General features: G+C 60.3%; 11 protein-coding genes and 4 pseudogenes. 13 read left to right on the forward strand and 2 right to left on the reverse strand.

Annotated features, from left to right (window positions below; genetic code table 11):
* Positions 1–7: 7 nt before the first annotated feature.
* On the forward strand, positions 8–793 hold the full coding sequence (locus tag CD58_RS00965; protein WP_025211233.1) for an aspartyl/asparaginyl beta-hydroxylase domain-containing protein: 786 nt from the start codon (positions 8–10) through the stop codon (positions 791–793).
* Positions 781–1,770 (forward strand): aspartyl beta-hydroxylase, encoded by a 990-nt coding sequence (locus tag CD58_RS00970; RefSeq protein WP_025211234.1) that lies wholly within the window; start codon positions 781–783, stop codon positions 1,768–1,770. Before CD58_RS00965 ends, CD58_RS00970 begins: the two co-directional genes overlap by 13 nt.
* Positions 1,771–1,888: 118 nt before the next feature.
* On the opposite strand, the pseudogene CD58_RS29760 reads toward CD58_RS00970, so the two are convergent.
* A pseudogene (locus CD58_RS29760) lies at positions 1,889–2,002 on the reverse strand (slipin family protein); the annotation flags it as partial.
* A 112-nt stretch (positions 2,003–2,114) separates the two neighbouring features.
* Between CD58_RS29760 and CD58_RS00975 the strand changes: the two are divergent.
* The 8 genes and pseudogenes from CD58_RS00975 to CD58_RS01010 all read left to right on the forward strand — a co-directional run bounded on the left by CD58_RS00975 (position 2,115) and on the right by CD58_RS01010 (position 11,536).
* Positions 2,115–2,360, forward strand: coding sequence for a DUF2789 domain-containing protein (locus CD58_RS00975; RefSeq protein ID WP_025211235.1), 246 nt, complete (start codon positions 2,115–2,117; stop codon positions 2,358–2,360).
* Between the two features lie 59 nt (positions 2,361–2,419).
* Positions 2,420–2,665, forward strand: a complete 246-nt coding sequence (locus CD58_RS00980; protein ID WP_025211236.1) for a type II toxin-antitoxin system Phd/YefM family antitoxin — start codon at positions 2,420–2,422, stop codon at positions 2,663–2,665.
* A pseudogene (locus tag CD58_RS00985) lies at positions 2,655–2,931 on the forward strand (type II toxin-antitoxin system RelE family toxin). Before CD58_RS00980 ends, CD58_RS00985 begins: the two are co-directional and overlap by 11 nt.
* Positions 2,932–3,050: 119 nt before the next feature.
* Positions 3,051–3,632, forward strand: coding sequence for an alpha/beta hydrolase (locus CD58_RS00990; protein WP_025211237.1), 582 nt, complete (start codon positions 3,051–3,053; stop codon positions 3,630–3,632).
* Positions 3,633–3,679: 47 nt separating this feature from the next.
* Positions 3,680–4,495 (forward strand): annotated as a pseudogene (locus tag CD58_RS00995) (sigma 54-interacting transcriptional regulator); the annotation flags it as partial.
* A gap of 360 nt (positions 4,496–4,855) precedes the next feature.
* Complete coding sequence (locus CD58_RS01000) at positions 4,856–5,812, forward strand: hypothetical protein (RefSeq protein WP_025211238.1); 957 nt, start codon at positions 4,856–4,858, stop codon at positions 5,810–5,812.
* A 25-nt stretch (positions 5,813–5,837) separates the two neighbouring features.
* Positions 5,838–10,574, forward strand: coding sequence for an RHS repeat domain-containing protein (locus CD58_RS01005; RefSeq protein WP_025211239.1), 4,737 nt, complete (start codon positions 5,838–5,840; stop codon positions 10,572–10,574).
* A gap of 179 nt (positions 10,575–10,753) precedes the next feature.
* Positions 10,754–11,536, forward strand: coding sequence for a MetQ/NlpA family ABC transporter substrate-binding protein (locus tag CD58_RS01010; protein ID WP_025211240.1), 783 nt, complete (start codon positions 10,754–10,756; stop codon positions 11,534–11,536).
* Positions 11,537–11,866: 330 nt separating this feature from the next.
* Here CD58_RS01010 and CD58_RS31325 read toward each other — a convergent pair.
* Positions 11,867–11,989, reverse strand: a pseudogene (locus CD58_RS31325) (AAA family ATPase); the annotation flags it as partial.
* An 80-nt stretch (positions 11,990–12,069) separates the two neighbouring features.
* On the opposite strand from CD58_RS31325, the gene CD58_RS01015 reads away from it, so the two are divergent.
* Genes CD58_RS01015 through CD58_RS01025 form a run of 3 tightly spaced genes read left to right on the forward strand, consistent with a single transcriptional unit; the run spans position 12,070 to position 17,278 of the window.
* Positions 12,070–13,173 (forward strand): efflux RND transporter periplasmic adaptor subunit, encoded by a 1,104-nt coding sequence (locus tag CD58_RS01015; protein ID WP_025211241.1) that lies wholly within the window; start codon positions 12,070–12,072, stop codon positions 13,171–13,173.
* Complete coding sequence (locus CD58_RS01020) at positions 13,170–14,234, forward strand: efflux RND transporter periplasmic adaptor subunit (RefSeq protein WP_025211242.1); 1,065 nt, start codon at positions 13,170–13,172, stop codon at positions 14,232–14,234. Before CD58_RS01015 ends, CD58_RS01020 begins: the two co-directional genes overlap by 4 nt.
* Entirely contained in the window at positions 14,231–17,278 is a 3,048-nt protein-coding gene (locus tag CD58_RS01025; protein WP_025211243.1) for an efflux RND transporter permease subunit, read from the forward strand. Before CD58_RS01020 ends, CD58_RS01025 begins: the two co-directional genes overlap by 4 nt.
* Positions 17,279–17,384 lie beyond the last annotated feature (106 nt).

Raw genomic sequence — 17,384 nt, forward strand, 5'->3', positions numbered from 1 at the left:
CGCCAGCATGAGGCGCCCGGCGTTTTCCCGGCTACCGGTGACGGTGAACCTGCCTTTGCTGTTGCAGGCACTGGCAGCTGTTGAAGACGAGCGTTGGCAGGGGCATTTCAACAGCGCCTATTACAGCGGCGACTGGAGCGGCGTGGCGCTGATTTCGGCGGTCGATGCCTTGACCGAGTTATCTCCCGGGCGCGGTCAGCCCGTGCCGCGTGCGCCTTGGTCAACGGAGGGGCGTTGGCGCGAAGCGTTGCGGGATTGGCCCCTGGACATCGTCTCGGCCCGGCTGCTTCGGCTCGGGCCTGGCGGGCGCATCCATGAGCATCGCGACTATGACCTTGATGGGGCAGACGCCGACCTGCGCCTGCACATTCCGCTGCTCAGCCCGCCGCGAGTGGATTTCTGGCTGGAGGGCGAGCGCATTCCGATGGCCGCGGGTGAGTGCTGGTTTCTCGACTTGTCGCGGCCCCATCGTGTCGATAACCGCAGTGCCGAGTCGAGAGTTCATCTGGTGCTCGATTGCCGCCCAGGGCCATGGTTGGAGCAGCAGATTGCCGATGGGCTGCTCACCACACCGGCAGTTGGCGGCGGACAAAGCGACTTCAGCCGTTTTCAGCAGTGTGTAGAAACTGATCCGAAACTCGCCCGAACGTTGCAGAGCCTGCATGACCTGGACGCTTTCATTGAACGCGTCATCGCGTTGGGCGCTGGACAAGGCCTGCACGTCACCGAGGAAGCAATACGGGCGGCGATGCGCAACGGTCGCCGGCAGTGGCGTGACCAGTGGAAGGTTTGAATCTGGACGGCTGGCTGCCGATCCGCGTCTGGCAAGAGGCCGGGCAATGGCGGGTCGATTGGTGCTGGTTCGGTGATGCACCGTTGTCGCAACCGTTCTTCAACGATGCCGTAGAAGACGCCCTGCGCTTGCCTTTCAACCAGGTGTTCCGTCGCCAGACGCCCTTGAGCGTTCTCAGCCAATGGCAACAACAGAGCCCGGGCCTGGCGCCCAGTGCGTTCATTTTCCATGCCTCCCGTTGCGGCTCGACGTTGATCAGCCAGATGCTTGCACAACTGGATGACCACATCGTCGTCTCCGAACCACCGCCGCTGGACGCTCTGCTGCGCTGTGATTTGCCCCCCGCCGAACGCAGCGTAGCGCTCAAGGGGCTAATGTCGGCCTATGGGCAACGTCGCCGAGGTGTGGAGCGGCGATTGGTGATCAAGCTCGACGCCTGGAATATCGGTGAGCTGGCGCTGCTGCGAGATTGTTTTCCCGACACGCCTTGGCTGTTCGTGTACCGCGACCCCTTGGAAATCGCCGTCTCCCACCTGCGCCGTCCCGGCATGCACATGGTCCCGGGGATGATTGGCGCGAGCGTGCTGGACGATGGGTTGCCGTTCAGCCACCCGGAGGATTTCATCCCGCGACGGTTGGGGCGGCTGTTGCAGGTGGGGTTGGTGCATTGCCAGGCACTGGCCGGGCTGGCGGTTAACTACAGCGAACTGCCCGAGGCCATGGCGGGCAGGCTGGCGGCGTTTTTCCGCTTGGATGACGGGCAATGCCGACAGGTGTTCGCGACAGTGGGGCAGCATGCCAAGCAGCCGGCGCAGGTGTTTGCTGGCGACAGCGAGGACAAGCGCCGCGAGGCTTCGCCATTGTTGCGGGAGCGGGTGATGTATTGGGCGCAGGGGCCTTACGAAGCGCTCGAACAGTTGCGCAATCACTCTTGTGGCGAGGGGATTTATCCCCGCTGGGCTGCGAAGCAGTCCTAAAATCTGGCCCCTCGGTGTGCCAGGTTGTTTGGCGTCGCCGGGTAGGGCTGCTTCGCAACCCAGCGGGGATAAATCCCCTCGCCACAAAGATAGCCTTGAGTTCATGGTTATCAACCCATCAAGACTTGTTGGGCGACAACTCCGCCATCCCCTTGAGCAGCTCGATCGGCAAAGGAAAGACGATGGTGGAGCTCTTGTCCCCGGCGATCGATCCCAGCGTCTGCATGTAGCGAGCTGCAGGGTAGTCGAGTCATGGATTGATTGAATTTTGATCAGTCTGACAGTCATCAAGGGGCTAGACTGCGGGAATGTCCCAGCCCTCTTTTTATGTCCAGGAGTCTTGCATGGAATCCCCGATCCACAGCCTTCCCGCACTGTTCAAGCAGCTAGGCCTGCCGGACGACGCTGTCAGCATCGACCAATTCATCGCCACCCATTCCCCCCTCAAGCCCGAGCTGCATCTGGCGGATGCGTTTTTCTGGAGCGTCGCCCAGCAGCAATTACTTCGCGAAGAAATTCTCGAGGACGCTGACTGGGCGGAAGTGGTCGATCAATTGAATGTGTTGCTGAGGAAGGGGCGCGGCGAGTGAGCCGAGTTGTACCGCGCGTCAAAAAGACCAGAATGCAGTACCTTTTGAGGGTCTGAATTATGCAGAGCATTCTGGCTGATATGGCTGTAAGTGTTTCCGAACTGAAGAAAAACCCTTCGGCCGTCTTGAGTGGTGCTCATGGCGGTCCGGTGGCGGTGCTTAATCACAACCGGGTGATGGGTTACATGGTACCGGCCGAAGTATTCGAAGCCATGATGGAACGTCTGGATGATCTCGAATTGGCTGAGATCGTGCGCGCCCGCCGTCATGAAACACCAATTCCGGTGAGTCTGGATGACCTATAAGCTTGAATTCCTGCCCTCGGCTCGCAGGGAATGGGACAAGTTGGGTCATACCGTACGCGGGCAATTCAAGAAGAAACTGGTGCAGCGACTTGAAGCGCCTCGCCGCTGATTCCCTGCACGGCATGCCTGACTGCTACAAAATCAAACTCAAGGCGTGCGGGTACCGATTGGTCTATGAAGTGATCGATGATCGTCTTGTTGTTTCGGTCGTTGCTGTGGGCAAGCGTGAACGCAGCGAGGTCTATCAGAAAGCCCGAAACTGCTAGTCTATGGCCCCGCTACGCCATTAGGTCTAATAGTTATTAATAGATAGCTTATTATTCCTTAAATAATATAACTCTCCTCCCTATACTCGTCCGGGAACAGACACGCAGGAGAGCAACCCATGCGCAACGAATCGATTCGCTACCTGATTGTGCCGGGCTGGCAAGGATCGCCGGAAAATCATTGGCAAACCCACTGGCAGAACAGCCTGCCCAATAGCGCGCGAGTCGAGCAGGCCGACTGGTTGACGCCTCGGCGTGAAGACTGGGTCGCGGCGCTGGCCGAAGCCATTGCCGTCGACAGCACGCCGGTCATTCTCATTGCCCATAGCCTGGGCTGCATCACGGTTGCCCATTGGGCCGCCACCGCGCCGGTGCAGTTTCTGCGCCAGGTGCGCGGGGCGTTGCTGGTGGCGCCGGCGGATGTGGAACGGCCAGCCTGCGCTCCGGCATTGCGTAATTTTGCGCCGATTCCCACTGATCTGTTGCCGTTCCCCAGCCAAGTCGTCAGTTCGGACAACGACGCAGCGGTGAGCGCTCCACGCGCCTTGGAACTGGCGCGCAACTGGGGCGCCGAGGCCGGAATTCTCGCCGGGGCGGGGCATATCAATGTGAAGTCCGGCCACCAGCGCTGGGAGCAGGGGTTCGCTTATCTCTATCGTCTGCAAAATCGCATGGAGCATCACGCCCTGCGTCGCGCCTGAATTTTAACGTCCTCCCGTCTCCCGACGGTTTGGGACGGGAGTCTGCCATGAGCTTGCATGAAACCTTCGGTCAGCCGTTGCTGACCTTTCCCGATGCGGAAAAAAGTCCCCTGAGCATTCGCGCCAAGGCGCTGGTGTTCGTCGACCCGCGTTCGCGACAGTTGCGCCAGGAGTTGGAGCTGCTGGCGCCGCGCTCGGTCTCGGTGCTGATACGCGGCGAAACCGGCACCGGCAAAGAATTACTGGCCCGCCACATCCATCGCGAGAGCAATCGCGGTGGATTGTTCGTGTCGGTCAACTGCGGCGCCATCAGTCCGACCTATGCCGACGCCGAATTGTTCGGTTATGCCGCCGGCAGCCATAGCGGTTCAGCCAGCAGCCGCGCCGGTTGGTTCGGCTCGGCCAATGGCGGGACGCTGTACCTGGATGAGATCGGGGACCTGCCGCTGCCGATCCAGATTAAATTGCTGGCGGCCCTGGAAAACCATGAAGTCACCCGCGTCGGCGCCCACCAGCCCAGCCCCGTGGACGTGCGACTGGTTGCGGCCACCAGCATTGACCTGGCGCAGGCGGTGGCCGCCGGGAAATTTCATGACCGGCTGTATCACTACCTCGGTGAGGGCCGGCTCGAGTTGCCGCCCTTGCGCGAGCGGGTGGGCGATATCCTGTCCCTGGCCGAATACTTCCTGGGCATCTACAGCCAACGCCTCGGCCTGGCCGTGCCGCTGATCAGCGAAGCGGCGCAGCGTGCGCTCGAACAGCACAGTTGGCCGGGTAATACCCGGGAGCTGGAAAACGTCATTCATTTCGCTTTGCTGGTAAGCGTAGGGGATTACATCCTGCCGGAGCATCTTAATCTGCCGCGTTTAACGGGATCTGCGATAGGGACTTGATAAAGGATTCTAAGTTTGTCGAACGGGGTAAACAGCACTTGAGCGATTGATAAAAGTGTTTTGTTGGTCTCGGTTTCGCCTATAAAAGGTTTCCGGATATTTAATCCTGATGACTTTCGGGTTGTCGGGGTTTTTATTATGTGAATGTTAAATTCATCTGCTTGGAAGTATTTTGTTTATGCAAACTTTAAGTGACTTGTACAAATAATTTGTGTGGTTTTAGCGCTTGATTGCAGGTGCCTCGAGATTGTTAATTGAATAGGCGAAAGCAACGCGGTCAGCCGAGTTGTGCTGGTCGTGAATCAATTAACTTGAGTGTCGAGGATTTAAATGAAATACGAAATTAATACGCCTGTCGCGACGCAATCGTCGGGATGGTCCAAGTTGGAAAACTTTGGGATTTTTTCCGTGACGGGGGGCAACCAGTTATACAGCAACGGTAATCAACAATTGATGGTAAGGGTATTTGTCCAGGTCCAGAGCTGGCTGGGCAGCAGCCTTCCCCTGACGCAGTCTGAAATCGATTCCATTGTCTTGATTGATGGGCATACGGGGGCGGAGCTCATCAAGGACAGGAATCGCGGTGATGTCGGTGTATGGAAGTACACCGAAGAGCAGGATTCCCGCGGTTTCCGCCAGCTTCCTTCCAATCTACCTCCCCGGGGTACAGTGCCGTCGGGGGAGTTCGTCTACACCAAGGATTTTTACATCACGTCCAGCTCCGATAAACCGATCGAACTGCAGTTGCGCATCACGCGGGCAGACGGCGAAACGTTTCTATCCAGAAAGCAGGATGAGCTTGGCACGCTTACGTTAGTTCCACTTCCGCCGGCGGTCTACCGGTCCGAGCAGTATTCGCTTAGTCGCACTCCGGTCCCCTATTACAGTCCGAGAGGCCACATTGAGAAAGTCGAGGTCTTTATGTTGGATCTGGTGGTTGATCAGCAGCTAATGAGGTTCTATAACGGTTTTTTTATGGACTATCACCTGAAAATGGGAAGTTCGGATAAGCGTTATTCGGGTTACTACCTCATCGGCTACGGGAATGGTCGAGATATCAGAGCGACTGGTCAAGTGCCTTGGGAACGGCCGGATGCACTGGGAAGGCATCAGAGCGAAAACGGACGTGTTGCATTGGTTCTGGCCTACGGAAAACTCGGGCCGGTCTGGGTGAGAAGTTCTACCAAGAGGACTTTGCTGGAACTGACCGACATGTACGGAAATCCTCATTCGTTGCGCGTGGAAATGACTGATGACCCGCTGACAATTCGCGTGACCAGAATATAAAAACAATTCGTTCAAGGAAGAACCGATGAATACCTCTTCACCCCTCCAAGGTCAGTTGACTTCGGCGGCCTTCAAGTTTGACAGTTTTGTTCGTTCGGGCGTGGATCCGCGCACAGGTAGCTGCAGTTGCAGCGTGGCGCTGGATGTGGCGCCGGATGACGCCGCCGTCGGATCTAAAGTATCAGCGACCCTGGCATACGATTCCTTCAATGATCAGGACCTGGGTTTCGGCGCCGGTTGGTCCTTGCGCACCTGTAGCTATGACCAGCGCCGACGAAAGTTGACACTGACGAACGGCGAAACCTATCAGCTCTATACCGATGGAAACCAAGTGGCTTTCCAGGATAAGAAACTCGATAACTTGCGCGTCACGATGCAAGGCAATGAACTTTTCGTCGAGTACATCGATGGAAGAATCGACGTGCTGTCGCGCCCCGGTGCGACATCCCACGAATGGCTGCTTGCGCGGGAGTACAGTCCCGAGGGCAAGGAAACGGCTTATGAGTATCGCCCCGTCGCGGGCCGCCTGCAGCTGGTGGCGGTTTACCGGCAGCATCGCCGCATCCTGCAGGTCGACTACGCCCGGGCCAGGTCGACGGCAACGACCATCACCGTGTGGCCGGACGTACCTTCAAGGAAACTCCAGTACCTGTTTATCCTGCGTAACGGAACGCTCCAACACATCAGGCTGATCACTGCCGAAAAGATTCCATTGACCTGGACCTTTGATTACGCACGTATCAATGGTTTTCTGCTGATGACTGAAGTCAGCCAGCCAAGCGGGGCCCGGCAGACACTCCGGTACCAGGCCGAGGGTCATAGGCTTCCCGCCGGGGCACCGGTGCCTTACCTGCCTGTTGTGTCTCAATCCATCATGGCCCCTGGCGGGGGCCAGCCCGCGATCATCACCCTGTATGAATATTCCGTCAGGAATTTTCTAGGGCATGGTGCGGGGGTACGCTGGTCGGCCGAGCGTGATGTGCTTTATGACGTCAGCAGCAACTACCAATACTCCTGCACTCAGATTCAAATGGTCGCTGGTAACAGCCGTCCGCGTGAGTCTTCCCGGGTCATACGCACCTACAATCGCTTCCACTCGATGATTTCGCAAAGGACGATCAGTGGCAGCAAGATGCAGTTGCGGGAAATCGAATATTACGATGTGCCCAATCGAGCTTTCAGGGATCAGCCTCCGCAGTTCCAGATGCAACGCGTCGTCCGCGAGAGCTTCTTTGATACTCGCGCGACTCGCGCAAACACCCGGGTCGAGACCACCCATACGTCCTATGACGAACATGGCAATCTGCTGGAAAAAGCCAGTCCGGGCGGGGCGCGGGAAATCTATGAGTATTTTCCGGCACAAGGGAGCACGGATTGTCCCGCCAGCCCTATAGGCGTGCCTTGTTTTCTGAAGCAGAAGTCGATTATCGCCTCGGCCGAGTTCGCCGCCGCGCCGACCACCGTGGTTCGCTACACCTACAGCGAATTGCCGTCGCTGCTCGCAGGCCGCCGCTGTGTCCGGCTCGCCAGCGAGACACTCTCCGATGAGGGCGCCGCCGAGCCTCGTGTGGCGTGTCGATTGAGGTACGTGAACAACGTCAATGACGCCTTTCATGGACGGCTGCAATGCAAGGTCGAGACCGTAGGCGGCGTGCGCCGTGAGCATCGTTATGCGTACCGGCGTGAACTCGATAACGTTCGCACCGACCAGACCTTCAGCGCCGAAGGGCTGAGCCACCTGAGGCAGGAGTGGCATGACGTGTGCGGGTGGCTGGTCAAGACCTGCGAGTCCGGGGGCAATACCGTCAGCATGGAATACGACTCACTGGGGCAACTGACCCGTGAAACCGTGATGCCTGACACGGGCCGCGCGGCATCGCGTCAGTTCATCTATCAGGTCGGTGCTGCCTCCAATGATGGCCTTGCCAGCGTCACCGTCAAGGATGCCCGTGGCGTCCTGACCGTCACCCGTAGCGATGGACTGGGTCGTACCGTGAAAGTCGAGAAGCAGGACGTCGACATGCCCGGCGCACCCATGCGCGTGATCTACGAGGCCAGTTATGATGGCCTGGGACGCCTGCAATCGGATGAACAGACCGACTGGTTCGACGGCGAGCCGAAAACGCTGGGAACCCACTACGAGTATGACGAGTGGGGGCATCAGAACCGCACCATCCGCCGCGGGCATGAGGTCGCTCATGACGAGATCGATCCTGTGGCGCGCACGCGCACCGAGTGGATGGAGGGCGGCGGCAAGACCCGGACATTCATCAACGCCCTGGAAAAGCCATCGCGGGTCGAGCGCGTGGACCGTTCCGGCGTCGTGCGAGAGGTAACCCTCTACGAATACGATGGCCTGGGACGGTGCATCCAGCAAACCGCCGCTGACGGTGCGGTGACCCGCTACACCTACGATCTGGCCGGCCGCGTGCTGAATACGACATTGCCCGACGGTACCTTGGTCGAGAAGAAATACGCCGCCCAGAGCCAGGGGGACTATCCCACACAGATCAGCGCCAACGGCTATGTAGTGGGAACCCGTACCTACGACGGACTGATGCGCGTGACCCGCAACCAGGCGGGCGGTCGTGCCGAACAGAGGGTCTACGAGGGTTCCGGCAGGAACGCTACACAAAAGAGCACCGCGTCTGGAAAAACCTTGCGGTTCACCCTTGATCCGTTGCTCGCCGATGGCGTCACCAGCCGCTCCGGCAGCCAGGCGTCCGTCGCTGCCAGCCATCGGTTCGATTCCCGCACAGGGTTGCTCCAGGAATCGGCCAACGCGCTGGTGCAACGGCGCATGGAGTACGGCCCTTCCGGCCGTCTCAGCCGGGAGTCGTGGGTGACGGCGCTCGACCGCTTCGAAAGTGGACAAACCTATTCGTTGCTGGGCAAACCGATTGGCTACACGGACGTCAGCGGCACGGTTCGCACCTGCGTTTATGATCAGACTGGACGCCTGACCGGTATCACCCAAGGTCCTTCCGCCATCCCCGCTCAGGAGCGCATTACGGCCACGTACTCGTACGACGCCCAAGAGCAGGTCAAGCGCATCACCGTCACCGATCCCCGATCGGGCCATTCGATGGTCACCGACCTGGACTACGACGAATTTGGCCGCGAAATCCTCCGGCGCTCCTCCCAGGGAAATGATGTCGTCGAGGTGAGCCAGTCGTTCGGGCCGGGCGACAGGCTCAGCCAGCGTACGCTCAAGGCCAACGGAGCCGTGCGTGTCGAGACGTTTGCCTATGACCTGCGAGGCCGGTTGACGCGTTACGCCTGCCAAGGGCCGCACGCGCCAGTGGATGCCCAGGGTAAGGCCATCGTCTCGCAGGACTTCACCTATGACGGTCTGGATAACATCCGCCAAGTCGTCACGCATTTCCCAGGCGGCGTGAACACGGCAACGTATCGGTATGATTTGGTCGATAAAACCCAACTCAGCGGCGTCAGCCACAGTCATCCCGACTATGCATCCGCCGATTCGACTTTCCGCTACGACGCCGACGGCAATTTGCTCAACGATTCCCGTGGACGTCACTTGGTCTATGACGAACTGGGGCGGCTGGAAAGTGTGGCTTCGGCTGACTCGAGGTCGATATTGGCGCGCTATCGGTACGATGCCTCTGACCGCCTTCATGCCGTTGAGCTGGCAGGGCACAAGCCCTGTCGGCGCTTCTACCGCGACGAGCGGTTGTGCAACGAAGTCGCGGGGCAGGATAGCCGCAGCCTCATGCATGAAGAGCGGCAGTTGCTGGCGTTGTCCCAGGGCCAGGAGACGGTGCTGTTCGGGACGGATGGCTGTGGCAACGTCTTGCAAGCGGTTGCTGGCGGCGACGACACCCAGCATGCCTATTCGCCTTATGGGCAACGCGCGGCGGCTGACGGATTGGGCAGTCTGTTCGGTCTCGGCGGCGAGCCGCAGGATCCGGTGACTGGCTGTTATCTGCTCGGCAACGGCTATCGGGCCTACGATCCGGTACTGATGCGATTTCACCGGCCAGACGACTGGAGTCCATTTGATGGGGGAGGTCTCAATCCCTATGCCTATTGTCTCGGCGACCCCATCAATCTGAGCGATCCCACCGGCCATATCTCTACCTGGGGCTGGATCAAGATTGGCATTACCGCTGCTTTCGCCATCGCCTCCGTTGCGTTCACCCTGGCGACCCTGGGGGCATCCGCGCCCTTGATAGGCATCTCGTTTTCGGCCGCAACCGCCTTGACGCTGGAGGTGGTGTCAGGTGCGGCATCGATCGCGTCCATCGTGCTGGAAGAGGCGGCTCCGGACGCCGTCGCCACCCAGGTGCTGAGCTACGCCAGCCTGGCCTTGGGCGTTGTGTCCGGCGGGGCTTCCCTGACAGGAAAACTGTTGGGCAGAGGGACATCGGTGGCCCTGCGCAATACGGTCGAGTCCCTCGGTGACGCCCTGACACTGGGCCGTAGCAACGCCTTGCGCGGGACACGCGTCGGTGGCTACGCCAAGGCTGCGAGCCCTCTGCTCCGAGGCGGCGGGCGGCGCAACCTCATCGCATTGCAAAACGATCTTCGAGACGTGCTGACCGCCAAGGACGTGACCAGCTATGCCCATTACCCGCTCAAGGGCGTCACCTACACCGTCGACAGGGACAAGTACATCGAAAAAGCCCGAGGGTTTCTGGGGATGACAGGGGAACGACCCAATAACACTCAGCGTGGCGAGGCACCGGACGATATCTACGGAGATATCAGGGAGCGAAGCGCGCAAATCCGATTCGCATGAAGAACACGCGCAAGGGGTTATTCATATATGAATTATCGATATATACATTTAGATAAAAGGTGTTGTTAAGGCATAAAAAATATCGGTATCTTCCGTACCACGCCAGCGATAGCACTTCGCTGGCACTCCCACATTTGGCCGTCGTCCATGACGACAGTGATTTTCCATAAGGACACTGCATGAAAAAGGTTCTGTTGTTCACCGCATTGGCGGCAGCCCTGACCTCGGGCCTCGCCCAGGCAGCGGAGAAACTGGTCGTGGCGGCCACCCCGGTGCCGCACGCCGAGATCCTCGAGCTGATCAAGCCGGCCCTGGCCAAGGAAGGCGTGGACCTGCAAATCAAGGTCTTCACCGACTACGTCCAACCCAATGTACAGGTTGATCAGAAGCGTCTGGACGCCAACTACTTCCAGACCCTGCCCTACCTCAAGAGCTTCAACGAAGGCAAAGGCACCCATCTGGTGACCGTGATCGGCGTCCATGTCGAACCGTTCGGTGGCTACTCGAAGAAAGTCAAAAGCCTGGCTGAGCTCAAAGACGGCGCAACCATTGCCATCCCTAACGAAGGCAGCAACAGCGGTCGCGCCCTGATCCTGCTGCAGAAGGCTGGGCTGATCGAGCTCAAGGACCCGAAAAACGCCCTGGCCACGCCGAAAGACATCGCCAAGAATCCGAAGAACTTCAAGTTCAAGGAACTGGAATCGGCCATGCTGCCGCGGGTGCTGGATCAGGTCGACCTGGACATGATCAACACCAACTACGCCCTGGAAGCAGGTCTTAACCCGGCCAAGGATGCATTGGTGATCGAAGGTGCGGATTCGCCTTACGTGAACTTCCTGGTGGCCCGTCCGGACAACAAGGACAGCCCGGCCATGCAGAAACTGGCCAAGGCTCTGACCAGCCCGGAAGTGAAGGCCTTCATCGAGAAGAAATACAGCGGCGCGGTACTGCCGGCGTTCTGATCGAACGGTACATGTTGAAGTGACAACGCCGACGGCTTGGCCAGCGTCGGCGTTTTTTTGTGCCGAGGCCTAAGACCCGGTGCTCACCGAACGGTGCCGCTGGCAGGCTTGTTTTTTAATGCGCGGCGCAGGGCTGCAAGCAGTTTGAGGAGGTCTTGTGGATCGAGGTACTGCGGGGCTTTCACGTCAGCCATTTTTTTCTTCCTTGTGATGGGGCCGTGGAGTCTGGCCATAAGCTGCGGTTCCGGGGAGAGGTCTATCGAAAAAAAGACCCGTCCTACAGCGCATGGAAAAATAGCCTTCTTACAAAGCCTCTGCAAATACCGTCGATCAATCCGGCCAGTTCCAGGCCGGCGTATCCAGCATTCCCTGGCCCACTATCCCGGTCTGGCCCAGATCTTTTTCCAGCACAATGCAAGTGCAGTCCCCCTCGTTCGGTTGTAAGGCGCCGATCCCTGTGCTTGGCGTTGAACCCTGTTCTAAGCTCACAGTCGTATCGTCACTGGCACGTCCGTACAACACAAGGAGTCTGCATGGCGGGTCCCCGAATCAAACTTGTCGTTGGCCTGAGCCTGTGCGCGTTGCTGGCGGGATGCGGTGATAAAAAGCCCGAGGAAAAAGCCCTGCCGCGGGTGTTCGTGCAGCAAGCCATGCCCTCCGAGTACGCGGCTTCGGTGACGCTGACCGGCGATGTCCAGGCGCGGGTGCAAGCCGATTTGTCGTTTCGCGTGGGCGGCAAGATCATCGAGCGTAAGGTGGATGTTGGTGACCAGGTCTCGGCCAGGCAAGTGCTGGCCCGGCTCGACCCTCGAGACTTGCAGACCAACGTCGACTCCGCCGAAGCCCAGGTGGCCGCCGAGCAGGCGCGGGTCAAGCAAAGTGCGGCGGCCTTCGTGCGCCAGCAGAAACTCCTGCCCAAGGGCTACACCAGCCAGAGTGAGTACGATGCGGCCCAGGCGCAGCTGCGCAGCAGCCAGAGCGCACTGACCGCTGCCCAGGCCCAGCTGGCTAACGCCCGTGAACAACTGAGCTACACCGCCCTGGTCGCCGAGGCGCCAGGCATTATCACGGCGCGCAAGGCTGAGGTTGGCCAGGTGGTGCAGGCCACGGAACCGATCTTCAACCTGGCCCGGGACGGCGAGCGCGACGCGGTGTTCAACATCTATGAGTCGCTGTTGCGTGAATCGCCATCGGATCCGGCGATTGTCATCAGCCTGTTGGACAACCCGGCCATCAAGACCACCGGTACGGTGCGCGAGATCACCCCGGCGGTGTCCGCCGAGACAGGCACCGTGCAGGTCAAGGTCACCCTCGACGATTTGCCTGAAGGGATGCACCTGGGCTCGGTGGTCAGTGCCACGGCCAAGTCCGCAGGCAAGACGGCTGTGGAGCTGCCCTGGTCGGCGCTGACCAAAAACCTCAGCGACCCGGCCGTGTGGCTGGTGGATGGCGAGGGCAAGGCGCAGTTGCATAACGTGACCGTTGGCCGCTACCTGACGGGCAAGGTCATCATCAGCGACGGGCTCAAGGGCGGCGAGAAAGTCGTTACGGCCGGCGGGCAATTGCTGCATCCCGGCGTCCGTGTCGAGATCGCCGACAACACCTCGACGAACCCTCCGGCGGGAGCTCAGCCATGAAGCGTCTGTGGATGGTGTCGGCCGGCCTGCTGGTGGCGGCCTGCTCGAAGGAAGAAGCGCCACCTGAGCCGGTGCGTCCGGTGTTGTCCATTGAAGTCCAGGCACTCGACCAACAAGCCCTCGGGCGGTTCGCCGGGAACATCCAGGCTCGTTACGAGAGCAACGTGGGTTTCCGCGTGCCAGGACGGATTTCCAGTCGCAACGTCGATGTCGGCGCCGAAGTGAAGAAGGGCGACTTGCTCGCCACCCTCGATCCTACCGATCAACAGAACCAGTTGCGCGCTGCCCAGGGCGATCTGGCGCGGATCGAGGCGCAGTACATCAATGCCCAGGCCAATGCCCGTCGCCAGCAGCAGTTGTTTGACCGTGGTGTCGGTGCCCAGGCACAACTGGACATTGCCCAGACCGACCTGAAAACCACCAGCGCGTCCCTTGAGCAGGCCCGGGCCTCGGTGCAGCAGGCTCGCGACCAGCTCAACTACGGCGAACTGCGCACTGACCATGATGCGGTCGTCACGGCCTGGAATGCCGAAGCCGGGCAGGTGGTCACCGCTGGCCAGCAAGTGGTGACCCTGGCCCGTCCCGACATCAAGGAAGCGGTGATCGACCTGCCGGCCGGCCTGGCCGAGCGTTTGCCCGCGGACGTGGTGTTCGAAGTCGCCGCGCAACTGGACCCGGCGATCCACACCACCGCCACCGTGCGCGAGATCGAACCCCAGGCCCAGAGCGCTACCCGTACGCGCCGTGCGCGTTTGACACTGACCGACACCCCACCAGGTTTTCGCCTGGGCACAGCCATCGGCGTGACCCTCAGCTCGACCATCGAGCCGCGCATCGAGCTGCCGCTCAGCGCGCTGCAAGAGGTCGACGGCAAGGTACGGATCTGGCTCATCGACTCGCAAACCCAGACCGTCTCCCCCCGCGACGTGCGGATTCTCGAGCGCTCGACCGACTCGGCGCTGGTGGTCAACGGCATCAAGGCCGGTGACCGCGTGGTCAGCGCCGGCGTGAACAGCCTCAAGCCTGGGCAGAAAGTGAAACTCGACGAGGATGCACGATGAAAGGGCCTTTCAACTTATCCGAGTGGGCCCTGCGGCATCAGTCGTTCGTTTGGTACCTGATGTTTGTCGCTCTGTTGATGGGCGTGTTTTCGTACATGAACCTGGGGCGGGAAGAAGACCCCTCATTCACCATCAAGACCATGATCATCCAGACCCGCTGGCCGGGCGCGACCCAGGAAGAAACCCTCAAGCAGGTGACCGATCGCATCGAGAAAAAGCTCGAAGAGCTCGACTCCCTCGACTACGTCAAAAGCTACACCCGTCCGGGGGAATCGACGGTGTTCGTGTACCTGCGCGATACCACCGGGGCCAAGGAAATCCCCGAGATCTGGTACCAGGTACGCAAGAAGATCGACGACATTCGCGGCGACTTCCCCCAAGGCCTGCAAGGGCCGGGGTTCAACGATGAGTTCGGCGATGTGTACGGTTCGGTGTATGCCTTCACGGGCGACGGCCTGTCAATGCGCCAGTTACGCGACTACGTCGAACAGGTGCGCGCCGAGATCCGTGAGGTACCGGGCCTGGGCAAGGTCGAGATGCTGGGCGAGCAGGATGAAGTGCTGTACCTGAACTTCTCCACCCGCAAGCTCGCCGCATTGGGTATCGACCAGCGCCAGGTGGTGCAGAGCCTGCAATCGCAGAATGCCGTGACCCCGGCCGGGGTCATCGACGCCGGGCCCGAGCGGATTTCCGTACGCACATCGGGGCAATTCCAATCGGAAAAGGACCTGGCCAACGTCAACCTTCGACTCAACGATCGGTTCTATCGGCTGGCCGACATCGCGGATATCCGCCGCGGTTACGCCGACCCTGCCACGCCGATGTTCCGCTTCAACGGTACGCCCGCCATTGGCCTTGCCATCGCGATGAAGAAGGGCGGCAACATCCAGGAGTTCGGCAAGGCGCTGCATGCGCGCATGAACGAACTGACCACCGACCTGCCGCTGGGCGTTGATGTGCACACCGTGTCGGACCAGGCCGAAGTGGTGGAAGAGGCGGTCGGTGGCTTCACCAGCGCCTTGTTCGAGGCGGTGATCATCGTGCTGGTCGTCAGCTTCATCAGCCTTGGCGTTCGGGCCGGGCTGGTGGTGGCCTGCTCGATTCCGCTGGTGCTGGCGATGGTCTTTTTGTTCATGGAGTACAGCGGCATCACCATGCAGCGGATCTCCCTCGGCGCGTTGATCATCGCCCTCGGTTTGCTGGTGGACGACGCGATGATTACCGTGGAGATGATGGTCACGCGCCTGGAAAAAGGCGAAACCAAGGAACAGGCCGCGACCTTCGCCTACACCTCGACGGCGTTCCCGATGCTCACCGGGACCCTGGTGACCGTGGCCGGTTTCGTGCCGATCGGCCTGAACGCCAGCTCTGCCGGTGAGTACACCTTTACCCTGTTTGCGGTGATCGCGGTGGCGATGCTGGTGTCGTGGATCGTCGCGGTGCTGTTCGCCCCGGTGATTGGCGTGCACATCCTCAGCACCAACGTGAAGCCTCACAGTGCCGAGCCGGGGCGTATCGGCCGTGCCTTCAATGGCGGCCTGCTGTGGGCGATGCGCAATCGCTGGTGGGCCATCGGCATCACGATATTGCTGTTTGTGCTGGCGGTGTTTTGCATGCGCTTTGTGCAGAACCAGTTTTTTCCGTCCTCGGACCGGCCGGAAATCCTGGTGGACCTCAACCTGCCGCAAAACGCTTCAATGGATGAGACGCGCAAGGCTGTCGACCGCCTGGAGGCAACCCTCAAGGGCGATCCGGACATCGAGCGCTGGAGCACCTACATCGGCGAAGGCGCGATTCGTTTTTATCTGCCGCTGGACCAGCAACTGCAGAACCCGTACTACGCGCAACTGGTGATCGTCAGCAAGGGTCTGGAGTCGCGCACGGCCCTCACCGAACGCCTGCAAAAGCGTCTGCGCGAGGATTTCGTCGGCATTGGCAGCTACGTGCAGGCCCTGGAAATGGGCCCGCCGGTGGGCCGGCCGATCCAGTACCGGGTTAGCGGCAAGGACACCGACCTGGTGCGCAAGCACGCCATCGAATTGGCCACCGAGCTGGACAAGAACTCGCACATCGGCGAAATCATTTACGACTGGAACGAGCCGGGCAAGGTCCTGCGCATTGATATTGCCCAGGACAAGGCGCGGCAATTGGGCTTGTCTTCCGATGACGTGGCCAAGCTGATGAACAGCATCGTCAGTGGCTCGCCAGTGACTCAGGTCAACGACGATATTTACCTGATAGACGTGGTCGGTCGCGCCGAAGATGCCGAGCGCGGTTCGCCGGAAACCCTGCAGAACCTGCAAATCGTCACCCCGAGCGGCACCTCGATTCCGCTGCTGGCGTTCGCCACGGTGCGCTACGAACTGGAGCAGCCGTTGGTGTGGCGTCGCGACCGCAAGCCGACCATCACCATCAAGGCCGCTGTGCGCGACGAAATCCAGCCCACGGACCTGGTCAAGCAACTGCAGCCCGAGATCGACAAGTTCGCCGCTGGTCTGCCGGTGGGCTACAAGGTCGCTACCGGCGGTACGGTGGAGGAGAGCAGCAAGGCCCAAGGGCCTATCGCCAGTGTGGTGCCGCTGATGCTGTTCTTGATGGCGACGTTCCTGATGATCCAGCTGCACAGCGTGCAGAAACTGTTCCTGGTGGCCAGCGTCGCGCCCCTCGGGCTGATCGGCGTGGTGCTGGCGCTGGTGCCGACGGGTACGCCCATGGGCTTCGTGGCGATCCTTGGGATTCTCGCGTTGATCGGCATCATCATCCGCAACTCGGTGATCCTGGTGACCCAGATCGACGAATACGAACGGGACGGCTACGAGCCTTGGGATGCAGTTGTCGAAGCGACCCAACACCGGCGCCGCCCGATCCTGCTCACCGCCGCTGCGGCGAGCCTGGGGATGATCCCGATTGCGCGGGAAGTGTTCTGGGGGCCGATGGCCTACGCGATGATTGGCGGGATCATCATCGCCACTCTGCTGACGCTGCTATTCCTGCCGGCGTTGTATGTGGCCTGGTACAAGATTCGTGAGCCCAAGCGCGATTGATCGACGGGAGCTGGCTTTGCACTGCTTCTGTGGCGAGGGAGCTTGCTCCCGCTGGGCTGCGAAGCGGCCCCATAAGGGCTGCTGCGCAGCCCTATCGCGAGCAAGC

The organism is Pseudomonas brassicacearum, from assembly GCF_000585995.1.
Classification (GTDB): Bacteria; Pseudomonadota; Gammaproteobacteria; order Pseudomonadales; family Pseudomonadaceae; genus Aquipseudomonas; species Aquipseudomonas brassicacearum_A.

Coding starts and splice junctions, on each gene's coding strand:
- CD58_RS00965 (WP_025211233.1), top strand. CDS start 8: ATGAGGCGCCCGGCGTTTTCCCGGCTACCGGTGACGGTGAACCTGCCT.
- CD58_RS00975 (WP_025211235.1), top strand. CDS start 2,115: ATGGAATCCCCGATCCACAGCCTTCCCGCACTGTTCAAGCAGCTAGGC.
- CD58_RS00980 (WP_025211236.1), top strand. CDS start 2,420: ATGCAGAGCATTCTGGCTGATATGGCTGTAAGTGTTTCCGAACTGAAG.
- CD58_RS00990 (WP_025211237.1), top strand. CDS start 3,051: ATGCGCAACGAATCGATTCGCTACCTGATTGTGCCGGGCTGGCAAGGA.
- CD58_RS01000 (WP_025211238.1), top strand. CDS start 4,856: ATGAAATACGAAATTAATACGCCTGTCGCGACGCAATCGTCGGGATGG.
- CD58_RS01005 (WP_025211239.1), top strand. CDS start 5,838: ATGAATACCTCTTCACCCCTCCAAGGTCAGTTGACTTCGGCGGCCTTC.
- CD58_RS01010 (WP_025211240.1), top strand. CDS start 10,754: ATGAAAAAGGTTCTGTTGTTCACCGCATTGGCGGCAGCCCTGACCTCG.
- CD58_RS01015 (WP_025211241.1), top strand. CDS start 12,070: ATGGCGGGTCCCCGAATCAAACTTGTCGTTGGCCTGAGCCTGTGCGCG.
- CD58_RS01020 (WP_025211242.1), top strand. CDS start 13,170: ATGAAGCGTCTGTGGATGGTGTCGGCCGGCCTGCTGGTGGCGGCCTGC.
- CD58_RS01025 (WP_025211243.1), top strand. CDS start 14,231: ATGAAAGGGCCTTTCAACTTATCCGAGTGGGCCCTGCGGCATCAGTCG.